Below are 14,875 nucleotides of genomic sequence, written 5' to 3' on the forward strand. Positions count from 1 at the left end.
TCAGCCGATGGTCTTCATCTCGGCGGCGATCGTGGTGTCGTCACCGTGGCCGGTGTGCACCACGGTCTCCTCGGGCAGCCGGAAGAGCACCGAGCGGATCGAGTCGACGATCACGTCGGCGTCGCTGTAGCTGCGCCCGGTCGCCCCCGGACCGCCCTGGAAGAGGGTGTCGCCGGTGAAGACGCAGTCGAGGTCGTGGACGTAGAGGCAGACGGCGCCCGGCGCGTGGCCGGGCGTGTGCAGCACCTTGACCGCGGCGCCGCCGATCTTGATGCTCTGCCCGTCGGAGAGGTCCACGTCCCACAGCGTGTCGGTGTGGGTGAGCTCCCACAGCGGCTTGTCGTCGGGGTGCAGCATGATCGGCGCGGTGACGCGGTCGCGCAGGGCCGGTGCCATCCGGCTGTGGTCGTCGTGGGCGTGCGTCAGCACGATCGCCTTGACCTGACGGCCCGCGACGACGTCCATGATGGCGTCGACGTCGTGGGGTGCGTCGATGACCAGGCACTCCTCGTCGTCGCCGATCACCCAGATGTTGTTGTCCACCTCGTGGGTCTCCCCGTCGAGGCTGAAGGTCCCGGAGACCACGGCGTGGTCGACGCGCACGTTGCCCATCAGAGGATCACCACGCTGCGCAGGACGTCTCCACCATGCATCTTGTCGAAGGCCGCCTCGATGTCGTCGATGCCGATCTCCTCGGTCACGAACGCGTCCAGGTCCAGCCGGCCCTGCTGGTAGAGGTCGACCAGCATCGGGAAGTCGCGACTCGGCAGGCAGTCGCCGTACCAGCTGGACTTCAGCGACCCGCCGCGCCCGAAGACGTCGATCAGCGGGATCTCGGGGATCGACATGTCCGGGGTGGGGACGCCCACCAGGACGACGGTGCCCGCCAGGTCGCGAGCGTAGAAGGCCTGCTTCCACGTTTCCGGGCGACCCACTGCCTCGATCACGACGTCGGCGCCCTCGGCGCCCGCGTAGGTCTCACCGCAGATCCGCTTGATCTCCTCGATCGGGTCGACCTCGCTGCTGTTGATCGTGTGCGTGGCGCCGAGCTTGGTGGCCGCCTCGAGCTTCTTCGCGTCGATGTCGACGGCGATCACCGGGCTCGCGCCCGACAGCGCCGCGCCGGCGACCGCCGCCACACCCACGCCACCGCAGCCGATGACGGCCACGGAATTGCCGCGCGTGGCGGCGCCGGTGTTGATGGCCGCCCCGATCCCGGCCATCACGCCGCACCCGAGCAGGCCGACCGCGGCGGGTCGGGCTTCGGGGTCGACCTTGGTGCACTGACCGGCCGCGACCAGGGTCTTCTCGGCGAACGCACCGATGCCGAGCGCGGGGCTCAGCTCCGTGCCGTCCTCCAGCGTCATCTTCTGGGTCGCGTTGAACGTCGCGAAGCAGTACTGCGGCTCCCCACGGTTGCAGGCCCGGCAGTCACCACACACGGCGCGCCAGTTGAGGATGACGAAGTCTCCGGGAGCGACGCTGGTGACATCGTCGCCGACGGCCTCCACGATGCCGGCGGCCTCGTGGCCCAGCAGGAACGGGAACTCGTCGTTGATGCCGCCCTCGCGGTAGTGCAGGTCGGTGTGGCACACGCCGCACGCCTGGATCTTCACCACGGCCTCGCCCGGGCCGGGGTCGGGGACGTTGATCGTGACGAGCTCGACGGGCTCGCCCTTCGCCTTGGCGACGACGGCCTTGACCTGCTGCATGCTGCGGACCTCCATGGATCGGGAGCGTGGGCGACGCCGCGCATCACGGCGCTCGGTGAGTCACAGCCAACCGTAGGGGCAGCATTGCAACCATCTCGCACGGGCTTGCGTCTTGGTGGTGTGAAACGAGGAGGTGCCACGATGCAGCTGCATCACCCGAAGCCCGGGTCCGGCAACGAGACTGTCGCCATGGGGCGACGCGCAACACGCGCTGAACGGCGGGACGAGGAGTTCACGGCGTACCTGCACGCCCGTCAGCCGAGCCTGCTGCGCACGGCGTACCTGCTGACGGGCGACCGTCACCAGGCCGAGGACGTGCTGCAGACCTCGCTGGCCAAGCTCTACCTGGCGTGGGACAAGGTCCGCGACCGCGACTCCGTCGACGCCTACGTGCGCCGGATCATGGTCAACGAGAACAACTCGCTGTGGCGGCGCGGGTGGAAGAAGCGCGAGTACGCCACGTCCGACGAGGCCATGCCCGAGGGCGCGCCGCACGTCGACGAGTACGACGAGGGTCGCGGCGCCGCGCTGTGGGACGTCGTGCGCACCCTGCCGCCGAAGGCGCGCGCCGTCGTGGTGCTGCGCTACTACGAACAGCTCACCGAGGCCGAGACGGCCGACGTGCTCGGCATCTCCACCGGCACCGTCAAGTCGCAGTGCAGCCGCGCGATCGCGTCGCTGCGCGAGCGCGTGCCGGCCGACCTGCATCCCGGACGAGAGGTCTCCTGATGAGCACTCCCCACAACGACAACCCCACACCCGACGAGAACAGCACCTGGGAGAGCGAGATGGGCGACGAGTTCGAGCGCCGCGTCCGCGACCTCCACGAGGCGCCGATCGACCTGGGCTCCGTGAAAGGCAAGGCCATGAAGATCCAGCGCAACCGCCGCGCAGCGATCGCGGGCGGCATCCTCGCCGCCGCTGCGGTCATCGTCCCGGTCGCCGTCCTCGCGACGGGTTCCTCCACCGGTCAGGCCGACGGCCTCGAGCCCTCCGGACCATCGGTCACGATCTCCGACACCGCGAACCCGACGCCCAGCCCGACGCCCAGCGCGACGCCTCCCGGGGTGGACCCCTCGACGCCGAGCAGGCTGCCGGACGGCCCGGCCCTCGGCTTCAGCTACGTCGAGCCCGGGTCCGGCAACGCGCTCCTCCACCTGAACGACGGACGAGTGGTCGAGCTCCCCGGACCCGACTACACGGGCGCGGCCGACCTGGGCGAGCAGATCGCCGCCTACCGCAGCGACGATCAGGGACGCGGTTCACTGGACCTGCTCGAGGACGGGCAGGTCACCGCGACCTACGACCTGCGCGGGGGCATGCAGATCGCCCCCGACGGTCGCACCGTCGCGTTCATCACGCGCGACGACGAGCTCGTGTTCGTCAACGGTGAGGTCGGCGAGCAGTCCTTCGGCGCGATCGACAAGGGCGTGAGCCTGTCGGCGATCATCGGCAACGGTGACTGCGTGCTCGAGTCCGGTTGCCACCCGTTCCTGGAGCACGACGACTTCACCGCGAGCGACGCCTACGAGATCAACTACGAGGGTCCGAACAGCGCCCCCGCGCCCGGCGCTCTGCGGGTCAACGACGCCGCGGACGGCTTCCTGGTCTCGGTGCAGACCGAGACGACCGACACCGGCTCGTGTGGCGGTCTCTACGACCGCGAGGGCGGCGGTCGCTGGGTGTTCGAGACCTGTGCCTCCCAGGTGCTCGACATCTCACCGACCGGCGACCACGTCGTCGGCACGGACCCGTACGGCGACGGTCTCGGGCCGCGGTACTTCTCGATCCTCGACGGCACCACCGGCGACGAGGTCGCCCGCTACGAGGCCGAGACAGGCTTCGTGTTCACGGACTTCAGGTGGCTGGACAAGACCCATGCGATCGCCTCGGTCTTCGACGACAACCAGTGGCAGGTCATCTCCCTCGGCGTCGACGGTTCCTCCGAGGTGCTCCTCGGGCCGGTGGCAGGGGACGAGACGCAGAACCCGTTCCTGCTGACCGGGTCCTGATCAGGCTTCAGCCACAGGAGGGGCCCAGGCCCCGCCGCATCACCACGGCCGTGGCGCCGTCGCGGTAGTAGCGGCGGCGCCGGTCTATCTCCACGAAGCCCTGGTCGGCGTAGAAGGCCAGGGCTCCGTGGTTGTCCTCGCGCACCTCGAGCAGCACCCGGTCGGCGCGCTGCTCCCGCGCGGCGTCGGTGACGGCGGCCAGCAGGGCGACGGCCAGTCCGGTACGCCGGTGGGCCGGGGTGACCGCGATCCGCTGGAGCTCGGCGATCTCGGCGACGATGCTGGCGGCCGCGTAGCCGGCGGGCGCCCCACCGACGTCCGCGACGAAGTAGTGGATCGTCTCCAGCTCGCCCGACACGCCCTGCTCCACGAGGCCGGAGGACCACGCGTCGCGCCCGAGGTTGTCGGCCTCCAGCGCCGCGATCGCCGGCGCGTCCTCGGGCCGCGCCGTCCGGACCAGCCGCCGGGTCACGACACCTTCTTGGGCGTGCCCGGGATCTCGGCGTCGGGGCGGCGCAGGTAGAGCGGGTCGGGGTCGAGCAGCTCGGCGGTCTCGTGCACGATCGCCCGCCCCAGCCACGCGGCCGAGGCCCGCTGCGGCCCCACCGCGCGCGGGAGGTCCTCGGGGTAGAGGTGCGCACCCTCCCCCACGACGGGAAGCTCGGTGGCCACACTGTCCGGCTTGGCCACTGCTGGACCTTCGAGTCGCGCGCCGGCCCCGTCGTACGACGCCAGGTAGACCTCCTTGCGGCGCGCGTCGGTCGCCACCACGAACGGCTCGGCCACCGCGCCCGTCGTGACAGCCTCCAGGGCGAGCGCGTCGAGCGAGCACACGCCGTACACGGGGAGGTCGAGGACGAAGGCGAGCGTCCGTGCGGTCACCAGCCCGACGCGCAGGCCGGTGAAGGGCCCGGGGCCGACTCCCACCCCGATGGCGGTGAGGTCGAGCCGGCTCGCGCCTGCCTGCTCGAGAGCCTGCTCGATCAGCGGCGCGAGCTGCTCGCCGTGCCGCATCTCCTGCTCGGAGGTCAGCTCGACGAGGACCTCGTCACCACCCTCGCCGCCGAGCAGCGCGACGCTCACGGAGGGGGACGAGGTGTCGAAGACGAGGAGCACGGCGTCAGGGTAGTGGTTCGTCGATGGATCGAGGTCACGACGACCGACGATCCGGCCCCTCGCGACGCGACCCAGGGGCCACTTCGTCAGGGACTACCTGCGGGCGGGGCCGTCGGTCGGGCGGTTGGGGTGCGTGGCCCAGCGCGGGCCGATCCCCTGGATCTCCACGACCCGCGGCTCGACTCCGTCCATCGTCTCGTCGGCGGCGACCTCGCCCTCGGAGTGCCGGATCCGGATCTCCAGGCGCGACGGCGCGAGCGACTCGGCCACGCCCTCGCCCCACTCCACCACCGTCACCACGTCCTCCAGCGAGGTGTCGAGGTCGAGGTCGTCGAGCTCGCCGATGCTGCCCAGCCGGTAGGCGTCGACGTGCACGAGGCCGGGACGGTGGGCGCTGCGCGGGGCGTGCTCGCGGGCGATCACGAACGTCGGGGACGTGACCCGGCCCTCGACCTCCAGGCGGGCCCCCAGCCCCTGGGTGAACGTCGTCTTGCCCGCCCCCAGGTCGCCGGTCAGGACGAGGAGGTCGCCCGGCTCGAGGTCGTCGGCGACCCGCGAGCCCAGCTCGCGCATCTCCTCGGGAGTGGCGACCTGGTGCACCTTGGGCAGTCGCAGCGCCAGCTCGACGTACGGCGAGCGCCGGTCGGTCTGGGTGAAGCCGCGACGGGCCCAGAAGCCGATCGTCTTGGGGAGCTCCTCGCGGGCGACGACGCTGAGTCGGGTCGCGCGTCCGGTCCACGCCTCCACGGCCGACTCGATCAGGGCGCCGGCGATGCCGTGACCCTGGGCCTTGGACAGGATGCCGACGCGACGCAGGTACATCGTGTCGCCGACCGGGTCGAAGAGCAGCGTGCCGACGGGGTCGCCGTCGAGCTTGGCCAGCAGCCCTCCGTTGAGCGCCAGGCGCGTGGCGATCGCGGCCTCGGTGTCGCTGAGAGCGTCTGCCGGCGGGTTGAGGGCGGGGCGGTTGCCGAAGGCGTCCTGGATGATCGCCAGCACCACCGCCGCCGACTCGGCGCCGACTCGTCGTACGGTCAGGCTCATCGGATCACTCGACTTCTGCTGTCATCGGGTCCCGGCACGCATCGTGGCGGCCGTGATCAGTTGGTCCAGCTCGGCGTTGACCTGGTCGTGACGTTCGAGGGGCACCATGTGGCCAGCGCCGGCGCACTCCAGCAGCCGGGCGTTGGGGATGCGAGAGGCCAGCTTGCGTGAGTGGCCGATCGAGGTGAGGCGGTCGGCGGTGCCGCAGATGATCGAGACCGGCACCCGGTCGAGGACCTCGACGAAGTCGAACTTGTCGAGGTCGCCGAAGCTCGGGAAGAACTCGGCGACCACCTCGAACGGCGTGGCCGAGAGCATGTCGTCGACGAAGCGGACGTACGACGCCGGGACGTCGCCGCCGAAGGCGAACCGGTTGGTCGCGACGTTGGCGATCACGCGACCGACGCGACGGACGTTGTCGACCGCCAGGTGCCCACGTTGGAGGGCAGCGACCGTGCGGGAGGTGAAGCGTCCGGTCAGTCGCGCCGGGAGCATCGGCAGCAGGATCCGGCTCGGGTCCAGGCCGCCCGCGGTCGTCGACATCAGGGCGACGCCGATGACCTTCTCCCCGATGAGCTCGGGGAACTGCTCGGCCAGGGCGACGATCGTCATCCCACCCATCGAGTGCCCCACGAGGACGACCGGGCCGTCGGGGGCGCAGACGTCGATGACGTGCTTGAGGTCGCGGCCCAGCTGGTCGATGGTCGCGTGCTCGCGTGACGATCGGGCGGAGCGGCCGTGGGACCGCTGGTCGTAGAAGACGGTGCGCACGAGCCCTCGATAGGCCGCGCGCTGGAAGTGCCAGCAGTCGAGGTTGAGGCAGAAGCCGTGCGCGAAGATCACCGTCACCCGGTCCGCCTCGGTGCCGCGGCGCAGCCCACGGCCGATGCTCCCCACCGACCCCCCTCCACCCGGGTCCGCGACCTCGTCGATCTCGACGTGCAGGGGCACGCCGTCGTCGGCCACCACCGTCAGCGGTGTCGAGTGCAACGAGCCGAACGGCAGGTCCTCACCTGCTCGTCGGCTGATCTGGCGCTGCTGGCGGACGATGCCGATCGCCGTCCCGGCAGCCGCGACACCCAGCGCACCACCGATGGCGCCGATGAGGCGCCGCCGCGGGCTGCCCCCCGCGCCGCGAGGAGTGTGGGAGCTGGCCATCAGACGGCTCCCACCGCGGCCGTGGTGTCGACGTAGCGGCGCGTCATCCGTCCGCCGATCCGCGTGACGATCTCGTAGTTGATGGTGCCGCAGGCCTCGGCCCAGTCCTGGGCGGTCGGGCGGCCCTCTCCGGGGGGCCCGAACAGCACCACGTCGCTGCCGACGGCCGGCTCGTCGCCGCCGAGGTCGACGATGATCTGGTCCATGCAGACCCGGCCCCGCACCGGGCAGCGCTTCCCGCCGACCCGGACCTCGGCCACGTTGCTGGCATGGACCGGGATGCCCTCGCCGTAGCCGACCGGGACGAGGCCGACCGTCGTGGGACCGGGCGCCGTCCACTGGTGCCCGTAGGACACCGAGTCGCCGGCCTCGAGGTGCTTGACCAGGGCGAGGTTGGCTCGCGCCGTCATCGCCGGTCTCAGGTCGGTGCCGTGGTCGACGGTCGGGGCAGGATCGAGTCCGTAGGTCGCGATCCCGCAGCGCACGGCGTCGAAGCGTGCGCTGGGGCGCAGCACCGCCGCCGCGGAGTTGGCGAGGTGCCGCAGCTCGGGACGCAGCCCCGCTTCGTCGGCGAGCGCGAGCGCCTCGCGGAAGGAGGCCTCCTGGGCGTCGTTGGCGGGATGGCCGGGCTCGTCGGCGCAGGCGAGGTGGGACCAGATGCCGGTGACGCGCCAGTGTCCGGCGCGCTCGCCGTCGAGGGCCCGGGCGAAGAACGCCTCCCACTCGCGACGCGACGCACCGCCGCGCGAGAGCCCGGTGTCGACCTTGAGCTGGAGCCGAGCGGGACTGCCGACGTAGCGGGCGGCGGCCTCGATCTCGTCCAGCTCGCCGAGGGAGTACGCCGTGAGGTCGACGTCGGCGCGGATCGCGTCGTCGTAGTCCTCGTCGGGCACGGTGAGCCAGGTCAGGATCCGCCCGGTGTCGCCGGCGGCCCGGAGTCGGCCGACCTCGTCGAGGGTCGCCACGGCCAGCCACTCGGACCCCGCCTCGCGCGCAGCACGGGCGACCGGCAGCATGCCGTGGCCGTAGCCGTCGGCCTTCACGACCGTGATCATGGTGACGCCGGTCAGCTCGCGCAGGACCCCGACGTTGTGCCGGATGGCGTCGAGGTCGACGACGATCTCGGCGCGGGGGGGCGACGTCATGGGGACGATTCTTCCATCCCGGCTCCGGCGAGCAGGGCGCCCACCACCCGCGGCACGGCTCGAGCGACGTCTCCGGCGACGACGGGGCCCTCCTGCGAGGCGAGGGTCGCGGCGGCGCCGTGGAGCCACGAGCCCAGCGACGCGGCGCCGTACGGCGTGAGGCCGGCCGCCGCGAGTGCCCCGATCACGCCGCCCAGGACGTCGCCGGCTCCGGCCGTGGCGAGCCAGGGCGTCCCGGTGGTGGTCACGCGCACCCGGCCGTCGGGGTGGGCGATGAGGGTGCGCCGACCCTTGAGCAGCACGACCGCGCCGTACTGCTCGGCGGCACGGCGGGCGTGGATCAGCGGGTGCGCCTCGATCACCGCCCGCTCGACGTCCAGCATCCGGGAGAGCTCCCCGGCGTGCGGGGTGAGGATCGTGTCGACCCTGCCGTGGGGCGCGTGCTGCAGCGCGTCGGCGTCCACGACCGTGGGCACGTCGTCGTCGAGTGCCGCCGCCAGGGTCTCGGTGACACCGTCGCCGCTCCCGGACCCGACGACCCAGGCCTGGACGCGGCCCTCCCCCACGACCTCGGGGTGCTGGGTGTGGACCAGCTCCAGCACGGACCGGTCTCCGACGTAGCGGACCATCCCCGCCAGCCCGCACGCGGCTCCGGCGACCGACAGCAGCCCGGCGCCGGGGTAGGCCGTCGAGCCCGCCCGGACGCCGACGACGCCGCGCGTGTACTTCTGGGCGTGCAGGTCGGGGCGCGGCAGCAGCGCCGCGACGTCCGCGGGCTGGAGCGCCTCAGCGGCCGGCTCGGGCAGGTCCAGCCCGAGGTCGACGAGGTGCACGCTCCCGCAGGCAGTGGCCGCGGGATCGACGAGGTGGGCGACCTTGTGGGTGCCGAAGGTGACCGTCAGCAGCGCCGCGACGTGGTCGCCGGGCAGTCCGGTCGTCTCACCGGTGTCCGCGTCGACTCCACTGGGCAGGTCGACGCTGACGATCGGCACGTCGGCGACGGCGGCGATCGCCTCGCGCGCCGCGGGCTTCAGCCCGGGGCGTCCACCGATCCCGACGATCCCGTCGACGACGAGGTCCGGCGCGAGATCGGGCATTCCGGTCACCACTCGGCCACCGGCCCGCTGCAGGGCGGCCAGCCCTCGCTCGTGAGCCCGCTCGGACAGCAACCAGGCCGAGACCTGGACCCCGCGTCGGGCCAGCACCGCTCCGGCGTGCAGCGCGTCGCCGCCGTTGTCGCCCGACCCGACGAGCAGGAGCACCCGGCGTCCGTAGGCCGACCCGAGCAGGTCGAGGATCGCGTACGCCAGGCCGTGGGCCGCGCGCTGCATCAGGGCGTCCTGCGGCAGGCCGTCGAGCAGTCCGGACTCGGCCTCGCGGACCTGGTCGGCGGTGTGCGCTCGCATCATGGCCTCCACGCTAGCGGCGCGTGGGTGCCGGAGCGCGGCACCGTGGGTCAGCGCGCGCGGACCTTGACCGTCCGGGTCGTGGCGCCGGTGACGGACTCGGAGCCGGACACAGCCAGGCGGTAGACGACCTTGCCGCGCTTCTTCTGGCGGGGGAAGGTGACCTTGGCGGCGCCGGCGACGGAGGACGCGACCGCTTTCACGCGAACCCACGAGCCGCGCTTGCGCTTCTGCAGCACGAGCGCCTCGGCACCGACCTGGGAGACGGTGACGGCGTCCGCCGAGGCGGCACGGCCCTTGGCGATCTTGACCTTGCCGGTGCGGAACCCGTCGACCTGCGTGACGCCCAGCGGCACGTCCAGGGTGGACGGGTCGCCGTCGTCACTCAGGACGCACTTGACCGAGCCCTGCCAGTGGTAGTTGGTGCCGCCCACCTGGACCCAGGACACGGCGTACGACGTGAGCCCGGCGGGCCACGAGGGGTGGCTGTCGAAGGCGAAGCGGGTGGTGCCCGACCAGGTTCCGACGTTGTTGTGGAAGTTGAGCGTGAACTCGCCGGCGCTGGAGCTGAAGCGCACGTTGACGTCGTTGGCCTGTCCGCTGGGGATGTCGGAGGGGTAGGCCACCGTCAGGGCGTCGCAGCCCGGGTCGGCGTAGGTCCAGTTCCAGTCGAAGCCGTGGGGCGAGGACGGCGGGTTCGGCGGGAACTCCGGTCCGGTCGGCGTGGGCTCGGGCGTCGGGACCGGAGTCGGCGTGGGCTCGGGCGTCGGGACCGGAGTCGGCGTGGGCTCGGGAGTGGGCTCGGGGGTCGGGACCGGGCTGGGCTCGGGCGTGGGGACCGGGCTGGGCTCGGGCGTGGGCTCGGGCGTGGGGACCGGGGTCGGCTCGGGGGTCGGCTCGGGCGTCGGGACCGGGGTCGGCGTGGGCGTGGGCGTCGGCGCGACCGGGCTCAGCGTCAGCGAGTAGTGCGTCAGGTTGCCGCCATCGGTGTGCTTCAGCGACAGCGACGCGACCGGCTTCTCCAGGACGACGTACTCCGGGGCGCCGGTGGTGCCCTTGAGCCCGGCGGACTTGACGCAGTAGCCGGTCACCAGCTGACCGGCCGGAGCCGCCACGGTGACGCGGTCGGCGTTGCCCGGGACGACGACACGACCGGAGTCGAGGTCGTCGCAGTTGCCCGGAGCCGCGGAGGCCGGGGCCGGCGTGGCGACACCGAGGGCCAGGCCCGAGGACAGGACCGCAGCGGCCAGGAGCGCGAGAGAGGGAGCGTGGGGGGTCATGGCACAAGGATGACACCGGATCTCGGGCTCCAGCACTCACTGGGGGATGCCTGTGGCAGACCCTCGGGAAGTGTTGAGGATTCCTTGAGGAATGAGCCTCCGAGGGCGGTCGGGGGACGGTCTCAGGACTCCAGGACCACCATCGCCGAGGCGATGCCTGCGTCGTGCGAGAGCGACAGGTGCACGTGGGCGACCCCCAGCTCGTCGGCCCGCGCCCGGACCGTGCCGCGCAGCTCGAGGCGGGGTTGGCCGGAGGCTTCCGAGAAGACCTCGGCATCCTGCCAAGCCAGTCCTCCGGGAGCACCGAGCGCCTTGGCCAGGGCTTCCTTGGCCGCGAAGCGAGCCGCCAGGGAGGCGGGCGGCCGGGTTGCCTCGGCCGGGGTGAAGAGCCGGTCGAGCAGCCCCGGGGTGCGCGCGAGCGACTCAGCGAACCGTTCCAGGTCGCACACGTCGATGCCGACCCCGATCACCGCCATCGTCCGCGCCTACTCGACCGTGACGGACTTGGCGAGGTTGCGTGGCTGGTCGACGTCGTGGCCCAGGGCACTGGCCAGCTCGCACGCGAAGAGCTGGAGCGGGACGATCGCCACCAGCGGCTGCAGCAGGGTCGGCACCTGTGGGAGCCGGATCAGGACGTCGGCGTACGGCTCGATCCGGGTGTCGCCCTCCTCGGCCAGACAGATCGTGCGAGCGCCCCGGGCGCGCACCTCCTGGATGCCGCTGAGCATCTTCTCGTGGAGCTGGTCGCGTCCGCGAGGAGGCACCACGCAGAGCACGGGCAGTCCCTCCTCGATCAGCGCGATCGGCCCGTGCTTCAGCTCCCCCGCGGCGAAGCCCTCGGCGTGCAGGTAGGCCAGCTCCTTGAGCTTGAGGGCTCCCTCGAGGGCGACGGGGTAGCCGGCGTGGCGTCCGAGGAAGAGCACCGAGCGGGTGTCGAGGTGCTCGCGCGCCAGCGTGTAGACCGACTCCGAGGCGGACAGCACCGTCTCGATGTGGTCGGGCATGCCTTCGAGCTGACCCATGATCTGGTTGATCTCGTCGCCGTAGCGAGTGCCCTTGACCTGGGCGACGTAGAGGGCCAGCAGGTAGCAGGCGACCAGCTGGGTCAGGAAGCCCTTGGTCGAGGCGACCCCGATCTCGGGGCCGGCGTGGGTGTAGATGACGGCGTCGGACTCCCGCGGGATGGTCGAGCCGTTGGTGTTACAGATGGCCAGCACCTTCGAACGCTGGGTGCGGGCGTGCCGGATCGCCTGGAGCGTGTCGGCGGTCTCGCCGGACTGGCTGATCGCGACGATCAGGGTCGAGTAGTCGAGGATCGGATCGCGATAGCGGAACTCCGAGGCGAGCTCCACCTCCACGGGCACCCGGGTCCAGTGCTCGATGGCGTACTTGGCCACCATGCCGGCGTAGAAGGAGGTGCCGCAGGCGATGATGATGATCTTGTCGACGTCACGGATCTCGTCGTCGGAGAGCCGCATCTCGTCGAGCTGGAGCAGCCCGGCGCGCGTACGGCGTCCCAGCAGCGAGTCGGCCACCGCGCGCGGCTGCTCGAAGATCTCCTTGCGCATGAACCAGTCGTGACCGTCCTTCTCGGCCGCCGACAGGTCCCAGTCGACGTGGAAGCGCCGCCCCTCGGCGGGCCGCCCGTCGAAGTCGGTGATCTCCACGCCGTCGGGGGTGATCGTGACGACCTGGTCCTGCCCGAGCTCGAGGGCCTCGCGGGTGTGCGAGATGAACGCCGCGACGTCGGAGCCCACGAAGTACTCGCCCTCCCCCACGCCGACGACGAGCGGGCTGTTGCGCCGGGCTGCCACGACCCGGTCGGGATCCTGGGAGTCGACCGCCACGAGGGTGAAGGCTCCCTCCAGCTGCTGGCAGACCCGCTGCATCGCGGTGGTCAGGTCCTCCCCCGACTGGACCTGCAGCTCGACCAGGTGGGCGACCACCTCGGTGTCGGTCTGCGAGACCAGGACGTGGTCGTCGGCCTCGAGGCGTGCCCGCAGGTCGGCGAAGTTCTCGATGATGCCGTTGTGCACCAGCGCGATCCGATGGGCGTTGCCGTCGTGGGGGTGGGCGTTGACGTCGGTCGGCGGCCCGTGGGTGGCCCAGCGGGTGTGGCCGATCCCGGTCGTCGACGCCGGCAGCGGCGAGTCGGCCAGCACCTTCTCGAGGTTGGCGAGCTTGCCCGCCTTCTTGGCGGTCACCACCGTGCCGCCCGGGACGACGAGCGCGACACCCGCGGAGTCGTAGCCGCGGTACTCGAGGCGCCGCAGTCCGTCGATGACCACGCCCTGGGCCTGCTGGGGTCCGACGTACCCGACGATGCCGCACATAGCCCGAGACTCTACTTCCGCATCCCCACGAGCCGGTCCGCGGTGGACCTGCGCGGCCGCGCGGCGCCGGTGCTGCAAGAATCGCGGCCATGTCTCACGGGTCGAACGGCGAGGGACACCACGACTCATCGGGTCGGGAGTCGTCGCCGTACATCGAGCTCGAGCGAGCCGCCTGGTCGGAGCTGGCTCACGAGAGCCGCAACCCCCTGCGCGCCGACGAGATCCGTGCCCTGCGGGGTCTCGGGGACAGCCTCGACCTGGAGGAGGTCGAAGAGGTCTACCTCCCGCTGTCGCGGCTGCTGAGCCTGTACGTCGGCGCAGCGGGCCGCCTCCACCGGGACCAGGAGAGCTTCCTGCACCGCCAGACCCCGCCCCGCACGCCCTTCGTCATCGGCCTCGCCGGGTCCGTGGCGGTCGGCAAGTCGACCACGGCGCGGGTGCTGCAGCAGATGCTCGCCCACTGGCCCGAGCACCCCAACGTCGCCCTCATCACCACCGACGGCTTCCTCTACCCCAACGCCGAGCTCGAGCGGCGCGGGCTCCTGCAACGCAAGGGCTTCCCGGAGTCCTACGACCGGCGGGCGCTGCTCCGCTTCGTCGTCGACATCAAGTCGGGCAAGGACGAGGTCGAGGCACCGACGTACTCCCACCTGGTCTACGACGTGGTGCCCGACGAGAAGGTCGTCATCAAGCGTCCCGACATCGTGATCATCGAGGGACTCAACGTCCTCCAGCCCGCCCGCGTCAGCGAGGACGGCAAGGCCGGCCTGGCCCTGAGCGACTTCTTCGACTTCTCGGTCTACGTCGACGCCGGACGCGACAAGATCCGCGAGTGGTACATCTCCCGCTTCCTGCACCTGCGCGAGACGGCGTTCCGCGACCCCGGCTCGTACTTCGCCAAGTACGCCGGGCTCACCCACGACGAGGCGGTCGTCGAGGCCTCGCGGATCTGGGACACGATCAACGGACCCAACCTCGTGCAGAACGTCCTGCCCACGCGCTCACGCGCGACCCTGGTGATGCGCAAGGACGCCGACCACTCGGTGCGCTACGTGCGCCTGCGCAAGCTCTGACTGGGTGTGTCCCTATTGAGACCGCAGCGCACTCACCTGCCGATGAGCGGGCGCAGGGTGGCCGATAGGGCCGCCTCGTTCATCTAACCGGAAACTCTGTTCAACCCAGTTGATCAGAGTTTCCGGATAAGCCGACCAGGCATCCTGGACGCCGCGTCATTGCGACCCGATTGGTCATGGGCACGGACGACCAACACTCGGGCCGCGCATCCGTCGTTCGCGGCGCCCGACCATGCCGCGATCCGCGCGGTTCGTGACGGCCGATGGTCGGGCTGCAAGCTCGACAAGGGGCCGGCGGGTTCGTTCCCGTGACAGGTGGCGGAGCGTCGTGGCGATGCAGGCGACCTGAAGCCAGCCGGTGGCCGAGGTGGTGGTGTTCTCGAACGACTTCGCCAGCCGGCGAGAGCGTCCGAGGCGGCCGTGAGCGACCTCGACACGCCAGGCGTGGCGGATGGGACGGAAGGTCGGCTTGCCCGGCGCGTTGAACACCGGCTGCAGCAGGTCCCACTGCTCGTCTGTCAGGTCACTCGAGTACGACATGCCTCGCACGGTGCCTACGAAACCCGGCCGTGCAATAGGGACACACCCAGTGAGGC

At 71.5% G+C, this 14,875-nt stretch carries 15 protein-coding genes; 3 read left to right on the forward strand and 12 right to left on the reverse strand.

The features are described 5' to 3' along the window. Together Q1K33_RS06290 and Q1K33_RS06295 are read right to left on the reverse strand one after the other, a co-directional pair. Positions 1-612: an MBL fold metallo-hydrolase gene (locus Q1K33_RS06290; RefSeq protein ID WP_300401842.1), complete on the reverse strand. Its 612-nt coding sequence runs from the start codon at positions 610-612 to the stop codon at positions 1-3. Further along, the gene (locus Q1K33_RS06295) at positions 612-1,712 is read right to left on the reverse strand and encodes an S-(hydroxymethyl)mycothiol dehydrogenase (RefSeq protein ID WP_300401902.1); all 1,101 of its coding nucleotides are present in this window, start codon (positions 1,710-1,712) and stop codon (positions 612-614) included. Before Q1K33_RS06295 ends, Q1K33_RS06290 begins: the two co-directional genes overlap by 1 nt. Positions 1,713-1,901: 189 nt before the next feature. On the opposite strand from Q1K33_RS06295, the gene Q1K33_RS06300 reads away from it, so the two are divergent. Continuing rightward, entirely contained in the window at positions 1,902-2,441 is a 540-nt protein-coding gene (locus Q1K33_RS06300; protein WP_300401844.1) for a SigE family RNA polymerase sigma factor, read from the forward strand. Further along, the gene (locus tag Q1K33_RS06305; protein WP_300401846.1) at positions 2,441-3,724 is read left to right on the forward strand and encodes a hypothetical protein; all 1,284 of its coding nucleotides are present in this window, start codon (positions 2,441-2,443) and stop codon (positions 3,722-3,724) included. Before Q1K33_RS06300 ends, Q1K33_RS06305 begins: the two co-directional genes overlap by 1 nt. Positions 3,725-3,731: 7 nt before the next feature. Here Q1K33_RS06305 and rimI read toward each other — a convergent pair whose 3' ends face one another. The 9 genes from rimI to glmS form a co-directional block, all read right to left on the reverse strand. Continuing rightward, positions 3,732-4,196, reverse strand: a complete 465-nt coding sequence (gene rimI, locus Q1K33_RS06310; RefSeq protein ID WP_300401847.1) for a ribosomal protein S18-alanine N-acetyltransferase — start codon at positions 4,194-4,196, stop codon at positions 3,732-3,734. Further along, a complete protein-coding gene (gene tsaB, locus Q1K33_RS06315) occupies positions 4,193-4,840 on the reverse strand; it encodes a tRNA (adenosine(37)-N6)-threonylcarbamoyltransferase complex dimerization subunit type 1 TsaB (RefSeq protein WP_300401849.1) in 648 nt (215 codons plus the stop codon). Before tsaB ends, rimI begins: the two co-directional genes overlap by 4 nt. Positions 4,841-4,933: 93 nt before the next feature. Next, entirely contained in the window at positions 4,934-5,884 is a 951-nt protein-coding gene (gene tsaE, locus Q1K33_RS06320; protein WP_300401851.1) for a tRNA (adenosine(37)-N6)-threonylcarbamoyltransferase complex ATPase subunit type 1 TsaE, read from the reverse strand. Positions 5,885-5,905: 21 nt separating this feature from the next. Further along, the gene (locus Q1K33_RS06325) at positions 5,906-7,042 is read right to left on the reverse strand and encodes an alpha/beta hydrolase (RefSeq protein ID WP_300401853.1); all 1,137 of its coding nucleotides are present in this window, start codon (positions 7,040-7,042) and stop codon (positions 5,906-5,908) included. Further along, a complete protein-coding gene (alr, locus tag Q1K33_RS06330) occupies positions 7,042-8,187 on the reverse strand; it encodes an alanine racemase (RefSeq protein WP_300401855.1) in 1,146 nt (381 codons plus the stop codon). Before alr ends, Q1K33_RS06325 begins: the two co-directional genes overlap by 1 nt. Then, positions 8,184-9,596, reverse strand: a complete 1,413-nt coding sequence (locus Q1K33_RS06335; RefSeq protein WP_300401857.1) for an NAD(P)H-hydrate dehydratase — start codon at positions 9,594-9,596, stop codon at positions 8,184-8,186. Before Q1K33_RS06335 ends, alr begins: the two co-directional genes overlap by 4 nt. A 47-nt stretch (positions 9,597-9,643) precedes the next feature. Further along, complete coding sequence (locus Q1K33_RS06340) at positions 9,644-10,873, reverse strand: hypothetical protein (RefSeq protein ID WP_300401859.1); 1,230 nt, start codon at positions 10,871-10,873, stop codon at positions 9,644-9,646. A 122-nt stretch (positions 10,874-10,995) separates the two neighbouring features. Beyond that, a complete protein-coding gene (locus Q1K33_RS06345) occupies positions 10,996-11,349 on the reverse strand; it encodes a holo-ACP synthase (RefSeq protein ID WP_300401861.1) in 354 nt (117 codons plus the stop codon). Between the two features lie 9 nt (positions 11,350-11,358). Next, positions 11,359-13,206: a glutamine--fructose-6-phosphate transaminase (isomerizing) gene (gene glmS / locus Q1K33_RS06350; RefSeq protein WP_300401863.1), complete on the reverse strand. Its 1,848-nt coding sequence runs from the start codon at positions 13,204-13,206 to the stop codon at positions 11,359-11,361. Positions 13,207-13,295: 89 nt separating this feature from the next. Here glmS and coaA point away from each other — a divergent pair, with 89 nt between their 5' ends. Then, positions 13,296-14,279 carry a type I pantothenate kinase gene (coaA, locus tag Q1K33_RS06355; protein ID WP_300401865.1) on the forward strand — a complete coding sequence of 328 codons (984 nt, stop codon included), beginning with the start codon at positions 13,296-13,298 and terminating at the stop codon, positions 14,277-14,279. A gap of 174 nt (positions 14,280-14,453) precedes the next feature. On the opposite strand, the gene Q1K33_RS06360 is transcribed toward coaA, so the two are convergent. Continuing rightward, positions 14,454-14,828, reverse strand: a complete 375-nt coding sequence (locus Q1K33_RS06360) for a hypothetical protein (RefSeq protein WP_300401867.1) — start codon at positions 14,826-14,828, stop codon at positions 14,454-14,456. Between the last annotated feature and the right edge of the window lie 47 nt (positions 14,829-14,875).

Source organism: Nocardioides sp., from assembly GCF_029937575.1.
GTDB lineage: Bacteria > Actinomycetota > Actinomycetes > Propionibacteriales > Nocardioidaceae > Nocardioides.

What these genes read in the sequence shown, in the direction of transcription:
- Q1K33_RS06290 (WP_300401842.1), bottom strand. Translation starts at nt 612, where the DNA reads ATGGGCAACGTGCGCGTCGACCACGCCGTGGTCTCCGGGACCTTCAGC.
- Q1K33_RS06295 (WP_300401902.1), bottom strand. Translation starts at nt 1,712, where the DNA reads ATGCAGCAGGTCAAGGCCGTCGTCGCCAAGGCGAAGGGCGAGCCCGTC.
- Q1K33_RS06300 (WP_300401844.1), top strand. Translation starts at nt 1,902, where the DNA reads ATGGGGCGACGCGCAACACGCGCTGAACGGCGGGACGAGGAGTTCACG.
- Q1K33_RS06305 (WP_300401846.1), top strand. Translation starts at nt 2,441, where the DNA reads ATGAGCACTCCCCACAACGACAACCCCACACCCGACGAGAACAGCACC.
- tsaE (WP_300401851.1), bottom strand. Translation starts at nt 5,884, where the DNA reads ATGAGCCTGACCGTACGACGAGTCGGCGCCGAGTCGGCGGCGGTGGTG.
- Q1K33_RS06325 (WP_300401853.1), bottom strand. Translation starts at nt 7,042, where the DNA reads ATGGCCAGCTCCCACACTCCTCGCGGCGCGGGGGGCAGCCCGCGGCGG.
- alr (WP_300401855.1), bottom strand. Translation starts at nt 8,187, where the DNA reads ATGACGTCGCCCCCCCGCGCCGAGATCGTCGTCGACCTCGACGCCATC.
- Q1K33_RS06335 (WP_300401857.1), bottom strand. Translation starts at nt 9,596, where the DNA reads ATGATGCGAGCGCACACCGCCGACCAGGTCCGCGAGGCCGAGTCCGGA.
- Q1K33_RS06340 (WP_300401859.1), bottom strand. Translation starts at nt 10,873, where the DNA reads ATGACCCCCCACGCTCCCTCTCTCGCGCTCCTGGCCGCTGCGGTCCTG.
- Q1K33_RS06345 (WP_300401861.1), bottom strand. Translation starts at nt 11,349, where the DNA reads ATGGCGGTGATCGGGGTCGGCATCGACGTGTGCGACCTGGAACGGTTC.
- glmS (WP_300401863.1), bottom strand. Translation starts at nt 13,206, where the DNA reads ATGTGCGGCATCGTCGGGTACGTCGGACCCCAGCAGGCCCAGGGCGTG.
- coaA (WP_300401865.1), top strand. Translation starts at nt 13,296, where the DNA reads ATGTCTCACGGGTCGAACGGCGAGGGACACCACGACTCATCGGGTCGG.